Genomic DNA, 14,081 nt, shown 5'->3' with positions numbered 1-14,081 from the left:
TACCCGTTCAAAGCAGATCGGATAGCCCGCGGTCGTCCTCCTGCATGACCTTCAGGTAGAAGCGCCATTCATGCTCCAAAGCATGGGCCAGGTTGGCTGCATTGCGAAAGCCGTGCCGTTCCTCGTCATAGTAGTGCGCTTCCACCGGCACACCTCCCGCCTGCAACGCGGCGACCATGTCACGAGTCTGCTGCGGCACCACCACTACATCCAACTCTCCCTGAAAGAAAATCACCGGGGCTGTGATTCGATCGGCGTGCAGCAGCGGAGTGCGCTCTTCGTAGCGCTGTCGGTCGCTGTCCGGGTCGCCGATCAGCCAGTCCAGGTAGTCGTTTTCGAACTTGTGGGTGACGCGCCCCAACGCGGCCGGATCGCTCACGCCGTACAGGCTGGCGCCGGCCCGGAACACCTTGGCGAACGCCAGTGCACACAGCACGGTATAGCCGCCCGCGCTGCCACCGCGTACGAACGCGCGTTGCGCATCGATGCGGCCTTGCATGGCCAGATAGTCGACCACGGCGCAGGCGTCCTGCACGTCGGTTTCGCCCCAGCGCAAGTGCAGGGCATGGCGGTAGGCACGGCCATGGTTGCTGCTGCCGCGATAGTTGAGGTCGGCCACGGCGAAACCGCGCTGGGTCCAGTATTGGATGCGCGGGTCGAAGACCGGGTAGCACGCCGAGGTCGGACCGCCGTGGATGAACACCACCAATGGCGGATGGCGCTCGTCACTCTGCGCGGCATAGAAGAAGCCGTGAGCCTGCTCACCGCCGCTGGGGTAGCTCAGCGGCTGCGGTAGGCTGACCTGCGCGGCCGGCAGCGGCGAATACCCGCCCGCCAGGATGCGCAGGCTGTGGTCGTGCCGGTCGATGGCAATCACGGCCGAAGGCTGCAAGGGTGAACCGGCGATGGCGTAGAGGTGGTTGGCATCCATGGCCAACGCGCGAAACCGCGTGAACTCCCCACTGTAATCCAGGCAATGGCCCTGTACATCGCACAGGCCCAGGCGGCCGAAACCGTCGTCGAACCAACTCGCCAGATAGCCCTGATCGGCAGCCGGGAGCCAGGTGCAGGCACCCAGTTGCCAAGGCGCCGCGGCATGATCGGCAAGCGCCGCGGGCAGTGGCGCCCAGTTGTCGTCGACCTCTGCCCACGGCTGCCAGAAGCCGTTCGCATCGGACAGGCAATACAGCCGACCCTGTTCATCGAAGCGCGGCTGCTGCAGGCTGAAACCGCTGGCCACGCATTCCGCCACGGCCGCCAGTTCGCTGCACATCAGCCGCGTCTGGGTCCAGGGTTGATGCGGGCGGTCCCACTCGATCCAGGCCAGACGGGTGCCGTCCGGGCTCAACACCGGCGAGGCGTAGAAGTCGGCACCTTCGGCCAGCACGCGGTGACGCTCGCTGGCCAGGTCGATGGCCACCAGGCGATGAGTGTCGCCGTCTTCCTCCACCGCCAGCACTTGGCCTGCGGCATATTCCAGCCCCCCGTAGCGCTTCTGGCCGAAGCTCAACGGTTGCGGCAGGCCGCCGGTCACCGGCTGACGGTAGAGCTGCTGGTCGGCCTCGTTGACGAACACCAGTTCGTCGTTCGCCAGGCAGAACGACCCGCCGCCGTATTCGTAGACCCGGCTGCGCGCGCTGTAACCGTCGGGCGTCAGGCAAACGGCCACACCGTCCTGCTCGGTCCACAGGCGGCAGGCGCCATCCTGGGGACGGAACTCGTTCCAGAACACGCCAGCAGGGCCGACCCGAAGTTCGGCGAAATCGGTCCCGGCAGCTACGGCCTGGGAGGCGCTGAAGCGGTCATGCTTTGGCGATGAGGCGTGAGTTTCGGTCATTGCGAGAGGCCAATTGTTCGATCGTCTGGGTAGCGTGTTCCGCTTCTTCACGAGCCCGCAGGATCACGCCATGGTGGGGCGACTTGCTGCACACCGGGTCGGCGTTGGCGGCATCGCCGGTCAGCATGAAAGCCTGGCAGCGACAGCCACCGAAGTCCTTCTCTTTCTCGTCGCACGAGCGGCATGGCTCGGGCATCCAGGCATAGCCGCGAAAGCGGTTGAAGCCGAACGAGTCATACCAGATGTGCTGCAGGCTGTGATCGCGCACGTTGGGAAACTCCACCGGCAGCTGACGCGCGCCGTGGCACGGCAGCGCGGTGCCATCGGGCGTGACGGTGAGGAAAATACTGCCCCAGCCGTTCATGCAGCCCTTGGGGCGTTCTTCATAGTAGTCGGGCGTGACGAAAATCAGCTTGCAGGCGCTGCCGGCTGCTTCCAGCTTGGCGCGATACTCATTGGTGATGCGCTCGGCACGCACCAGTTGTTCACGGGTGGGCAACAGGCCGGCACGGTTGAGCTCGGCCCAGCCGTAGAACTGGCACGTGGCGAGTTCGACGAAGTCAGCCTCCAGGGCCACGCACAGCTCGATGATGCGGTCGATCTTGTCGATGTTGTGCCGGTGGGTAACGAAGTTCAGCACCATCGGATAGCCGTGGGCCTTCACCGCTCGGGCCATTTCCAGCTTCTGCGCGAAGGCCTTCTTCGAGCCGGCCAGCAGGTTGTTGACCTGCTCATCGCTGGCCTGAAAGCTGATCTGGATATGATCCAGGCCGGCGATCTTGAAGTCGGCGATCTTCTGTTCGGTCAGGCCGATGCCTGAGGTGATCAGGTTGGTGTAGAAACCCAGGCGCCGGGCTTCGCCGATCAGCTGCGCGAGATCCTGGCGCACCAGCGGCTCGCCACCGGAGAAACCGATCTGCGCGGCGCCCATTTCGCGGGCTTCGGCCATCACCTTGAACCACTGCTCGGTGCTCAGTTCCTTGCCCTGGGCGGCGAAGTCCAGGGGGTTGGAGCAGTACGGGCATTGCAGCGGGCAGCGGTAGGTCAGTTCCGCCAGCAGCCACAGCGGCAGTCCGACTTCAGGCGTGGGTGGCAGGCTGGGCAAGTTCGATCCAGTGCTGTGCACGGGCGACCTCCATGAATTGCTCGATATCGATGGCCAACTCGGGCACACCGGGGAACTGCGCGTCGAGCTCGGCGATGATCGCGGCCACGCTGCGCTGGCCGTCGATCAGGCCGCCAATGGCACTGGCACTTTCGTTGAGCTTGATCATGCCCTCGGGGTACAGCAGCACGTGGCCTTTCTGCGCCGGCTCGTACTGGAACCGGTAGCCCTGGCGCCAGCGCGGGGTTTGTAGACGATCGAAGCTCATAGGGCGATCCCCTTGTGCCAGACACGCTGGTCGGTAACGCTGTGATAGGGCGGACGGTTCAGCTCGTAGGCCATGCTCATGGCGTCGAGCATGCTCCACAGGATGTCCAGCTTGAACTGCAGGATTTCCAGCATACGCTGCTGGCCCGCAACCGTGGTGTAGTGCTGCAGGGTGATGTGCAGACCATGTTCCACGTCGCGCCGGGCCTGGCCCAGGCGCGTGCGGAAGTATTCGTAGCCGGCCGGGTCGATCCACGGGTAGTGGGCTGGCCAGCTGTCGAGGCGCGACTGATGGATCTGCGGCGCGAACAGCTCGGTCAGCGAACTGCTCGCCGCTTCCTGCCAGTTGGCCCGGCGGGCGAAATTGACGTAGGCGTCCACGGCGAAACGTACGCCAGGCAATACCAGCTCCTGAGAGCGCAACTGGTCGGGATCCAGGCCCACGGCCTGGCCCAGGCGCAGCCAGGCTTCGATGCCGCCGTCTTCGCCGGGGGCACCGTCGTGGTCGAGCAGGCGCTGGATCCACTCGCGACGGATCTCGCGGTCCGGGCAGTTGGCCAGGATGGCTGCGTCCTTGAGCGGGATGTTGACCTGATAGTAGAAACGGTTGGCCACCCAACCCTGGATCTGCTCGCGGCTGGCGCGGCCTTCGTACATGGCCACGTGATAGGGGTGGTGGATGTGGTAATACGCACCCTTGGCACGCAAGGCCTGCTCGAATTCGGCGGGGGTCATGGGGGTGTCGGACATTGCGGTTCTCCTGGGGAATGGGGCGCCACTACAACTCGATGCTCATCCCATCGAACGCCACTTCGACACCGCGCTTGGCCAGTTCGACGCGCTGTGGCGAGTCTTCGTCCAGGATCGGGTTGGTATTGTTGATGTGGATCAGCACCTTGCGCTGGCGCGGCAGGCCTTCCAGCACTTCCAGCATGCCGCCGGGGCCGCTCTGCGCCAGGTGACCCATCTCACGTCCGGTCCGGGTGCCAACGCCACGTCGCTGCATTTCATCGTCGTCCCACAGGGTGCCGTCTACCAACAGACAATCCGCGCCGGCCATGCGTTCGAGCAACGCGTCGTCGACCTGGCCCAGGCCCGGCGCATAGAACAGCGTGCCACCGGTACGCGTGTCTTCCACGATCAAGCCCAGGTTGTCGCCCGGATGCGGGTCGAAGCGGTGGGGCGAGTAGGGCGGGGCGGCACTGCGCAGCGGCAGCGGGGTGAAACGCAGGTGCGGGCACGCCGGAATCACGAAGCTGCCTTCAAGCTCGATGCGCTGCCAGTCCAGCCCGCCATTCCAGTGGCTGAGCATGTTGAACAACGGAAAGCCGGTGCTCAGGTCCTGATGCACCATGTCGGTACACCAGACTTGATGCGGGCAGCCTTCGCGCAGGCTGAGCAGCCCGGTGGTGTGGTCGATCTGGCTGTCGAGCAGCACGATGGCCTGGATCCCGGTATCGCGCAGGGCTCGGCCTGGCTGCATCGGCGCAAAACCTTGCAGTTGTGCGCGAATGTCCGGCGAGGCATTGCACAGCACCCAGTTGACCCCATCGTCGGACAGGGCAATGGACGACTGCGTGCGCGCATGGGCGCGCAGGCTACCGTCGCGAAAGCCACTGCAATTGGCGCAATTGCAGTTCCACTGGGGAAAGCCGCCGCCGGCGGCGGAGCCAAGAATCTGGATATACATGGAGAACTCGCAGCATCAAGCCTGGAAAAGAAAACGCCCCGGTCAGTGACTGGCCGAGGCGTTGCGTTGCAACTGAAGCTTAGCGGCTTGCGAAGTACATGGTGACTTCGAAGCCGATGCGCAGATCAGTGTAAGCAGGTTTGGTCCACATAAGAGATCTCCTTCTAGGTTGATGGGCTTGTAGCATTAGTCCGCCCCGACCGTAGGACGTTCAATGCTCCTTGGGCGACTATGTTACTAAATAAGATAGGCGCCTACGGTTAATTATTCGATAAAGTCCCTTACCTGCCTGGTAACGATCGCTGCGCCGGCAGCCACGCAGGCTCCACCGCAGGGCCTGTGGCCAGGCACAGCCAGCCACCGGTGCCGCTGGCCAGTTGCTGCGCCGCCTGTTGCAGATCGCTCGGGCGCAGCTCGCGCACCGCCCGCTGCAGGGCAGCCAGATAGTCGGCGCCATGGCCGGCCTGGCAAGCCTGCCAGAGCAGATCGGCCAGGGGCAGCAGGTCCATTTGCGAGCGCTCGTGACGATTGGCCAGTTCTTCGCGCTGGGTGTCCAGCGCCGCAGGCTTGCAGGCCTCGACCAGCGTTGGCAGGGTTTCGATGAAGGTCTGCACATGGCCGAGAATATCGGCCAGCGGTGCATGAGGCGACTGAACGCCGAACACCAGACCGGTGCGCCCCGCCACCTGGCGCAGGCCGCTGAACACGGCGTAGCCCAGTTGCAGCTCGCCCCTCAGGCGCTGGTAGAACGGCGTCTGGCACAGCTGCGCGAGCAGGCGCCAGGCCGCTTCGTCGGCAATGCTCTGGCTGGGTACCGGGCAGAACAGCAGCAATGCATGTTCGCTCGATTGGCACGGCACGTGGCTCCAGCTGCGCCCCGAATGGGCCGGATGCGGTTGCGCAAGATGCGGGCTGGCCGTGCCGGGCATCTTGCGCAACGCATTGTTCAGCGCACTGCGTTCGCCGTCGTCCATGCCGACCGCCAGGCCATCCCAGCGCGCCGCGCCCCACAGCTTCTGCAGCGCCAGGGGGCGCAGGTCTTCATCGGAGGTACGGCTGTGGAAATAACCCAGGCTGTGGTCGGGCAGGCGCTTGAGCAGTTCCTTGATGGGGGTCAGGGTTGCGCTCGGCGGTTCCTGCCCGGCCTGATGCCAGACCTCCGGGGCGGGTATGGCGAGCAGCTCCAGGGCCTGTTCGAGCAGCGCCGGAATCGGCGCCTGCACACCACTGAGCTTGAGTTGCCAGTCATCGCCCAGGCTGCTGAAGACCATTTGCACACCGGCCTGGCGGGCTTCTTCGGTGAGTTTGCGCAAGCTGTCCTGCAGGGTGCGGAACAACCCCTGGTGGCGCGAGGCATTGACCCGCCAGCGCAGGTGCAGCGCCGCTTCGTGGCTGTGCGCCGAAGCGCCGTGCCAGTACGCCAGGCCTTGTGGGTCGGCCACGGGGTGATCCGGGCGCCGGCTCGGACGCAGAAAGCGGTTGCGTGGCGGCAGCCGCCAGCGGCCGGCGAGGTCGCGCTCCGGACCGGCTTCCATCGGGTGCAGCAGGTGTTCCGGGCGCAGTTGTTCGAGCACCTCGCGCAGCGCCTGCACGGCTTGTCGGCTCAACTCGCACGGGGTTTCGTCACTGTGATGGCGGGCCAGCTCCAAGGCACTGGCAACCTGCAGACGGCGCTCGTTGAGCAGGCGGAATTCTTCGCGCAGGCCCTGCCAGTCGTCGTGAGCCTGGAAGAACTCTAGCCAGTCGAAGCACAGTTGGCTGATCAGCGCCGTGGCCGTTTCGCCCGCCGGGGTGAGCTTGAATTCGATATTGATCAATGCCTGGTCGGCGAAGCTGTAGAAGGTGCTCAGCTCCAGGCTTTGCACCAGTTGCCGACGGCGCAGCTCGGCCAGCAGCCCGCCGTGCTGACTGGCGCCCAGCCAGGTGCCGAGGAACTCCAGCGCCTGGGTGGCACCACGGGGCAGGTTTTCGCAGGCGAACAGCAGGTTGAAACGGCTGCTGTCCGCACGTTCGACCGCCTCTCCCGGCGTGCCTACCAGCGGCGGCGGGGCGAGCTGTTCGGCGGTATCGCCGGGGCGCAGCGCACCGGCCACTTTTTCGGCCATGGCGCGCAGCTGTTCCAGCGGTTGCGGGCCCACCAGGCACAAGGTCATCTGCCCGGTCTGGTAGAAGCGCCGGTAGAAGCTGCGCAGGTCCTGCTGGAACGAGTCGCGCGGCACCGGCAGGCTGTAGCGGTTGCCGGCGTGGAACGCGCGCAACGGATGCTCGGCGTCCAGCGCACTGGTCAGCCATTGCTGGTGGCGTGCCTCGGGGTCGCGCGACCAGGCGACGAACTCGGCATGCAGCACTTCGCGCTCGCGCAATTGCTCGGCCTGGGTCATGCGCGGATGGCCGAGCATGTCGCACAGGCGCTCCAGGGCGCCGGCGAAGGCGCTCACCGGGACCTCGAAGAAATAGTCGGTGCAGCGCTCGCGCGTGCTGGCGTTGATCTGCCCGCCGTGGTTCTGCACGAAGGCCATCAGGCCATGGTCGCCACTGTGGCGTTCGGTGCCGAGAAAGAACAGGTGTTCGAGGAAATGTGCCAGGCCCGGCCAGGCGGCAGGTACGTCATGGCTGCCCGCAGCGACGCGCATGAAGGCGGCGGCACGCTTGAGACGCGGCTCATGATGCAGGCGCACGTGCAGGCCGTTGTCGAGCACCACGTGTTCTGCGGCCGGCAGTGAAGGATGAGGCATGTCAATTCCCTTTGAGCGGTAAGGCTGTAGGGAATCATCGTAGCGGATTTGCGGGTAGGTGGGGGAGCCGTTCGCGCGGGGATTGCCCAGGCAAAACAGGCTTTTGCGCGGATTGCGGAGAAATTCGCATCTTGGCAAGCGATCTGGCGGTCACCGACGTGGGTCAGCGCCGCCAGAGGCCATCTTCAGCTCAGGTCGGCGCCTGGCTCAGGCCTTGTCGTCCTGCTCGTCCTGCTGCTCGTCATCGTGCTTGAGCGCCGGCTTCATGCCTGGCTGTGGCGCGTGTTCGGCGTTGGGTGCGATCTCTTCGCCGTTGTTCTTCTTTTCCTGCTGGACTTTCTTGTCGTGGGCAACGTTGCGTGGGTCAGTCATGGGAATTCCTGAAGTGGGCAGATGATGCGAAAGCCCATCGGCGCGAAACGCTTACGCTGAGCGCCTGGGCAAGACTTGGAGTCAAGCGCTTGCCAAAGCGTTCAGTGGCGCTTCTATGGTCAGATCACTGGCCCAGTGCATTACCGGTAGCAACCACGGTGGCCGACGGCAGCAACTGGCTGATGAAACGGTTCCAGCGGGTGATGTCCGAAGGACCGACGAAGACCACGTCCGAGGCCTGCAGGTCGAACTGGCGGGCGAGCAGGAAGGCGGTCGGCTTCTTGGCGTTGAGGTAGAACACCGTGGCCGGTTGCTTGGAGCGGTCCTGGGCGCCACGGATCACGTAGATGGCCTCGGCGTTGGCGGTTTCCTGGGACAGGCCACCGGCATTGCCCAGCGCTTCGAGCAGGGTGAAGGTGCTGGTGCCGTAGGTCATCACCTGGGGCGAATTGACTTCGCCGAGCACGTAGACCTTGTTCGCCCGGTTGTTGCCCAGGTGCAGCTGGTCGCCGTTTTTCAGGTAGATGCCGTTGAGCTTGGAGTCCTTGCGGTTCAGGGTGTCGATATCCAGCAGGTACTCGTGCCCGTCGCGCTTGAGGATCAGCCCGGCCAGGTTGCCGCTGCCATCGTCGCCACCGGCGCGGCTGACCGCTTCGATCAGCGACAGCGGCACGTTGTTCAGAACCTGCGGGCCGGCGTTCTTGAACGAACCGGAAAACACCACGCGCTGGCTGGCGTAGTTCTGCACGTTGACGTCCACCTGGGTGTCGGTCAGGAAGCGCGACAGGGCGCGCTGCAAGTCATTGCGCAGTTCGCTGACCGTCTTGCCCTCGGCCTGGATGGAGTTGATGAACGGGTAGTACACGGTACCGTCGTTGCGCACGATCTGCGTGCCCTGGGCGCGTGGCTCCTGGTTGGTTGGCGAATTCAGCTCGACGTGGTCCCAGACCGTGATCTGCAGACCGTCGCCGGCGCCGATGCGGTAGTCGCCCGGCGTGTAGCCATACAGCGCTGCCGGTACCGGTTCGGGCCGGTACAGGCTCTGATGCTGCGCGACCGTCTGCGCGTTGATCGGCAGGACCGTTACCGGTCCGGTTGTGCCGATGTCGTCGGCGGCATCCTCGGGCGTCATGTGTTGCCCTGGGGAAAACACACATCCTTGCAGCAGCACGGCGAACAACGCGACTACGAATACAGTTCGTTTCATTGCAATCTTCCTTGGAGAATCAGACTTCTCGCACGGTATTTGGGAGGTTCAGAACAGCGGTGTGGCGGTACAACATGTTCCTGCGCGGCCTAGAGCTTCTGGGCCGCCGCGAGCAGCAGGCCGGTGTCGGCCAGGCCCAATACCGGGTTGCAGTCGAAGGCGTCACCCAGGCGTGCTTCGTTCCAGCGCTGCTCGACGAACTGGCGCATTTCCCGTTCGAAACGCTTTTCCGCGAACTGCAGGGCATTCTCGCGGCAGGTGCGCGCATTGAAGCGCGACGCCTGGCTTTCGAACGTTTCGATGGCGGCCGTCAAGGCAGCCACTGTCTGCTGGTAATAGAACACACCGGTGGGGTTGTCGTCGTTGAGCCCGCGTACGGTTTCGAGGGTGCCGCCACGGCCGAAGGCAATCACCGGCGTACCGCAGGCCTGGGCCTCGACCGGGCTGATGCCGAAATCCTCTTCGGCGGCAAAGACGAAGCCTCGGGCGTTCTGCATGTGCTCGCGCAATACCTCGAACGACTGATAGCCCATCAGCGTGACGTTGGGGCCGCACACGGCGCGGCACTTTTCCATTTCCGGGCCGTCGCCGATGACGATCAGGCGTTTGTCGGGCATGGCGCTGAACGCTTCCACCATCATTGGCACTTTCTTGTACGGCACCATGCGCTGGGCGGTCAGATAGAAATCCTGCTTCTCGGTCTGCAGGTTGAAACCGGTGGTGTCCACCGGTGGGTAGATCACCGTCGATGGACGGCGATAGGCCTTGTCGATGCGTCGACCAATGAACTGCGAGTTGCTGATGAACTCGTCGACACCGGCGGCGGTGCGCTGGTCCCACATGCGCATGTAGTGCAGGATCATCCGCGCCACCTTGCTCTTCAGGCCGGCCAACAGATTGGCTTCGCGCAGGTACTGGTGCTGCAGGTCCCAGGCATAGCGGATGGGCGAATGCACGTAGCTGATGTGCAACTGGTTGGGCCCGGTGAGCACACCCTTGGCCACCGCGTGGCTGCTCGACAGGATCAGGTCGTAGCCGGACAGGTCCAGTTGCTCGATCGCCATGGGCATCAGCGGCAGGTATTTCTGGTAGCGCGTGCGGGCCTTGGGCAGGCGCTGGATGAAGGTCGTGGTGGCGCGCTTGCCCCCCAGGTGCTTGCGGTCTTCGTCACTGAGAAAGTCGATGACCGAGAACAGGTCCGCGTCGGGCCAGATCTTGAGCATCGAAGCCAGCACCTTTTCGGCACCGGCATAGGTGACGAGCCAATCATGGACGATTGCTATTTTCATAGGGCACCTGCAGTTCGGGAATGAGGGGCGCGCTCGGACGAGCACGGGCGTTGAGTCGTTTGCTCAACTTGATGAAAGGCAGTTCGACGAAGCGATAGCTCACGTGCGCAGCCAACAACGACAGCGCGGTGGCAAGCAATGTCACCGACAACGAACGACCGGGAACGCCCAGCAGGTAACGGCACAACAGCTCCATGCTCGGATGCAGCAGGTACAGCGAGTAACTGATGGTGCCCAGCCACAGCAACAACGGTTGATGCAGGCGGATGCGCTGGGTCAGCAACATGAAGCTGCTGATGGCCAACAGATAGGTGAAGCAGTAGCGGAACCAGTACTCGCCATTGCCGGCATCGAAGCCGTAGGCGGCGAAGAAAGTCGGCGGCAGAGCCACGGCATAGGCCAGCAGCAGGCCCTTCACGCAGCGGCGCACCTGGGCATCGGCCTGGCCCAGCAGGCAGTCGCGCCAGATCGAACCGAACAGCATCAGCGACAGCCCCAACGGCAGCGCCACCGGCAGCTTGCGTTCGAGCAGCATGCGCATCAGGCCCATGCCCACTGCGGCGGCCAGCAGGGCCAGCGAGCAGGCGGCGCGAAAGCCGGTGCTGCGCAGTCGGCCGATCAGCATCAGGCCCAGGCACAGGGCGTAGAACAGCCACTCGATGAACAGCGTCCAGTACAGCCCCATCACGTCTTCGACGCCCATGGCGGCCTGCAGCATGGTCAGGTTGGCGACCACCTGCTGCCAGCTCGGCAGGGTTTCGCCGGTCAGCGCCAGCATGCTGATGTACAGCGCCAGCGACAGCCAGTAGGCCGGGTACAGGCGCAGCACCCGCGAGACGATGAAGCGCCGTGCGCCGCCCGGCCCCGGTTGCAGGCTGAACGGAATCACCACGCCGCTGAGCAGGAAGAACCAGATGACGCCAAGCTTGCCGATGTCCAGCCAGAAGTACGGCAGCGCACCGGGGCCCAGCAATGGCTGCCACAGGTGACAGACCACCACCAGCAAGGCGGCGATACCGCGCAAGGCATCCAGATACCCCAGGCGAGTCATGAGTGCTCCTTGCCGCTGGACGGCTGGTTCAGGGTGGCACCGCGTGGACGCCGTACCTGGACACTGTCGATGCGATCGCTGATCAGCCGTGCCGAAGCATCCCAGCTGAACCGCGCCACGTTCTGCAGACCCAGGGTGCGTAAATGCTGGCGAATGGTCAGGCTGTTCAACGCCAGGGCCATGGCCCGGCTGATGTGCTCGACATCCAGCGGGTCGAAGTACAAGGCACTGGACTGCAGCACCTCGGGGATCGAGGCGGCATTGGCCGCCAGCACCGGGCAGCCACAGGCCTGCGCTTCGAGTGGCGGAATGCCGAAGCCTTCATACAGCGAAGGAAACACGAAGGCCGCTGCGCCCTGGTACTGCTCGATCAACTCGGCGTCGCTCAAGCGCCCGAGAAAGCGCACCCGAGCATCGCGCTTGGCCAAGGCTTCCAGATCGGGGTCGGAGAACACTGCACCGCCGCCGCCGACGATGCGCAACTCCACCTGGTCGAAACCCTTGAGCTGCAGGAACGCCTGGATCATGCGGCTGAAATTCTTGTGCGCGCTGGGCGAAGACACCGCCAACAGATAACGCGGGCCGCCGGCTTGCAGCGGTTCGCCGGGCTGAAACTCTTCACCCACGGCATTCGGCACCACGAGAATCTTCTGCGCCGCAAAGTTGTAGAACTCGCCGATCTCGCGCTTGGAAAACTGGCTGACCGTGATCAAGGTCTTCAAGCGCTTGAGCAGCAGGGGCGTCATCAGGCGATAGGCCGTGCGGAATTGCCAGGTGTAGCTTTGTGGGTGACGTACGTAGGTGATGTCGTGGTGCGTGGCGATCTGGTTGCCATAGAACAGCGGCGCCGTGGCGCACAGCGACAGCAGCAATGGATTGCCCTGGCTGCGCAGGTAGCGCGGCAGGTCGAGTTGTTCCCACAGGTGACCGGTACGAGTGCCCACGACCTGAGCATCCAGCAGCCGAGCGGTTTCGTGCATGCGCACGCCCGGCGGGGTGACGAACACCAGGTCGTCACGTTGACGCTTGAGCGCCAGGCAGGTCTGCTCGGCGAACCGTTGCACCCCGCGTAGCTCCTGGGTCAGAAAACGTGCATTGATGACAATCATCGGAACATCCTTGGCTCACGCGCTTGCTAGAGGTAGTGCCGCGTCCAACAGGCGCGGTCGATGGCGGCGCACGATGCGCTGCGGTTGAGGCCCACTGCCGCGGGCATCGCGTTTTCTACTGCGTGAACAACCAATTGGCCTTGCCCAGGCTGATGATCTTGGGAAACTCGGAGGCGGTTATCACGGTGGTGCAGTAGTGCTCACCGCAATCCCACGGGTTCTCGCTTTCGCGCATGCCCACGCCGGCCTGGCGGGTGTCGACCAGGCGCGCACCGCCCTTGAGCAATGCACTCGACTCGATCCTGACCTGCCGCGATTGGCCCACGGCCCAGATCACCAGCACCTGCTCGTCGCCCTTGGCGAAGCGCAACTGGTACAGGGAGTCGCTGATCACGCTGTGCCTGGGGTCGTAGCTGTATTGCGACAGGTACGGTGCAATGGCCTTGAGCGTGGTGTACGCCGGCTTGGGGTTGAGATCGTTGTCCAGCAGGCCGAAGTTGTGCTCGCGCTCCTTGGGGTCGCGCCCGTCGTTGTACAGGTCGTACCACCACATGCCCTGGATGGCCGGATGGATGCGGGCCAGGAAGAACCCGCGCGCCAGGTACGCCGCCTGGGTGGTTTCACTGACCCCGCACGGTTCGTCGGCGCTGGGCCAGCTCATTTCCGTGAGGTACAAGGGCACCGGGCGCCGGGCCAGGGCGTCGAGCCGAGTGGAGATGTCGCTGAGCCATTTGATCCAGCTTTCCGGCGTGTTGCCGCCATGGTCCTTGCGGCAGTGCACGTACGGATGCAGCGACAAACCATCCAGATCATCCATGACCCCGGCCTCCACCAGGCGGTCGGCGAAACCTTCCTGCAAGCCCTGGGTAGTGACTGCACCGGCTATCAGGCGCACGTTCGGATCGTTGCTGCGCAACAGTTCGCTGGTTTCCTTGATCAGCGCGGCATAGTCGCGGCTGAAGGCGTCACTGGTCGGGTCTTCCAGGTCCCATTCGTTCCAGATCTCGTAGAAGTCCACCTGGCCGCGCAAGCGTCGGCTGACGAAGTTCACGTAGTTGGCGAAGGCATCGCGCACGAACGGGCTGCGTGGCTTGGCGTCGCGTTCATACCATTGGTTGCCGTAGCCCAGGATCAGCATGTTGCCGATCTGGCGGTCACGCAGGGCCTGCAGATAACGCTGCCAGCCCAGTGGGAAATTCAAGCGCTTGGGCTCCAGCTCCACCGTGGACCAGAACAGGTCATCGCGTGCCGATACGATGCCGGCTTCCTTCATGAGCAAGGTCGGCCGTGCCACCGGCCCGGTCGAGTGGAGCAGGTGGGTACCCACACCCACGATGAAATTGTCGGCGGCCTTGGCATGCCCGTGGGTGAACAACCCCAGCAGTAACCAAACCAAACGTTGCAGCAATCTGGGCATAG

Annotated in this window: 13 protein-coding genes; all 13 read right to left on the bottom strand. The window is 64.2% G+C overall.

The annotated features are described in order from the left end of the window. Positions 1-7: 7 nt before the first annotated feature. The 13 genes from H7993_RS19280 to H7993_RS19220 all read right to left on the bottom strand — a co-directional run bounded on the left by H7993_RS19280 (position 8) and on the right by H7993_RS19220 (position 14,079). Complete coding sequence (locus H7993_RS19280) at positions 8-1,837, bottom strand: S9 family peptidase (RefSeq protein ID WP_185795355.1); 1,830 nt, start codon at positions 1,835-1,837, stop codon at positions 8-10. Continuing rightward, a complete protein-coding gene (gene pqqE, locus H7993_RS19275) occupies positions 1,803-2,963 on the bottom strand; it encodes a pyrroloquinoline quinone biosynthesis protein PqqE (RefSeq protein WP_185795354.1) in 1,161 nt (386 codons plus the stop codon). The genes H7993_RS19280 and pqqE overlap by 35 nt, the downstream gene beginning before the upstream one ends. After that, positions 2,917-3,210 (bottom strand): pyrroloquinoline quinone biosynthesis peptide chaperone PqqD, encoded by a 294-nt coding sequence (gene pqqD, locus H7993_RS19270; protein WP_122477086.1) that lies wholly within the window; start codon positions 3,208-3,210, stop codon positions 2,917-2,919. Before pqqD ends, pqqE begins: the two co-directional genes overlap by 47 nt. Then, entirely contained in the window at positions 3,207-3,959 is a 753-nt protein-coding gene (gene pqqC, locus H7993_RS19265; protein WP_122477088.1) for a pyrroloquinoline-quinone synthase PqqC, read from the bottom strand. The genes pqqD and pqqC overlap by 4 nt, the downstream gene beginning before the upstream one ends. Before the next feature lie 28 nt (positions 3,960-3,987). Further along, positions 3,988-4,899 carry a pyrroloquinoline quinone biosynthesis protein PqqB gene (gene pqqB, locus H7993_RS19260; protein WP_122477090.1) on the bottom strand — a complete coding sequence of 304 codons (912 nt, stop codon included), beginning with the start codon at positions 4,897-4,899 and terminating at the stop codon, positions 3,988-3,990. A 79-nt stretch (positions 4,900-4,978) separates the two neighbouring features. Further along, the gene (gene pqqA / locus H7993_RS19255; protein ID WP_008365141.1) at positions 4,979-5,050 is read right to left on the bottom strand and encodes a pyrroloquinoline quinone precursor peptide PqqA; all 72 of its coding nucleotides are present in this window, start codon (positions 5,048-5,050) and stop codon (positions 4,979-4,981) included. A gap of 130 nt (positions 5,051-5,180) precedes the next feature. Continuing rightward, a complete protein-coding gene (gene pqqF / locus H7993_RS19250) occupies positions 5,181-7,634 on the bottom strand; it encodes a pyrroloquinoline quinone biosynthesis protein PqqF (protein WP_185795353.1) in 2,454 nt (817 codons plus the stop codon). Between the two features lie 207 nt (positions 7,635-7,841). After that, positions 7,842-8,006: a hypothetical protein gene (locus tag H7993_RS19245; RefSeq protein WP_122477093.1), complete on the bottom strand. Its 165-nt coding sequence runs from the start codon at positions 8,004-8,006 to the stop codon at positions 7,842-7,844. 124 nt (positions 8,007-8,130) lie between these two features. Further along, positions 8,131-9,213: a polysaccharide biosynthesis/export family protein gene (locus H7993_RS19240; RefSeq protein ID WP_122477095.1), complete on the bottom strand. Its 1,083-nt coding sequence runs from the start codon at positions 9,211-9,213 to the stop codon at positions 8,131-8,133. 89 nt (positions 9,214-9,302) lie between these two features. Further along, positions 9,303-10,502, bottom strand: coding sequence for a glycosyltransferase family 4 protein (locus H7993_RS19235; RefSeq protein WP_122477096.1), 1,200 nt, complete (start codon positions 10,500-10,502; stop codon positions 9,303-9,305). Continuing rightward, positions 10,480-11,553 (bottom strand): acyltransferase family protein, encoded by a 1,074-nt coding sequence (locus H7993_RS19230; protein WP_122477098.1) that lies wholly within the window; start codon positions 11,551-11,553, stop codon positions 10,480-10,482. Before H7993_RS19230 ends, H7993_RS19235 begins: the two co-directional genes overlap by 23 nt. Beyond that, positions 11,550-12,662, bottom strand: a complete 1,113-nt coding sequence (locus H7993_RS19225; RefSeq protein ID WP_185795352.1) for a glycosyltransferase family 4 protein — start codon at positions 12,660-12,662, stop codon at positions 11,550-11,552. The genes H7993_RS19230 and H7993_RS19225 overlap by 4 nt, the downstream gene beginning before the upstream one ends. Positions 12,663-12,777: 115 nt before the next feature. Further along, positions 12,778-14,079, bottom strand: coding sequence for a glycoside hydrolase family protein (locus H7993_RS19220; RefSeq protein WP_185795351.1), 1,302 nt, complete (start codon positions 14,077-14,079; stop codon positions 12,778-12,780). Positions 14,080-14,081: the final 2 nt, after the last annotated feature.

The sequence above is a fragment of the Pseudomonas baltica genome, assembly GCF_014235765.1.
Taxonomy (GTDB): Bacteria; Pseudomonadota; Gammaproteobacteria; order Pseudomonadales; family Pseudomonadaceae; genus Aquipseudomonas; species Aquipseudomonas baltica.
The sequence above is the reverse complement of the archived record's forward strand: the minus strand, read 5'-3'. Positions and strand labels throughout refer to the sequence as shown.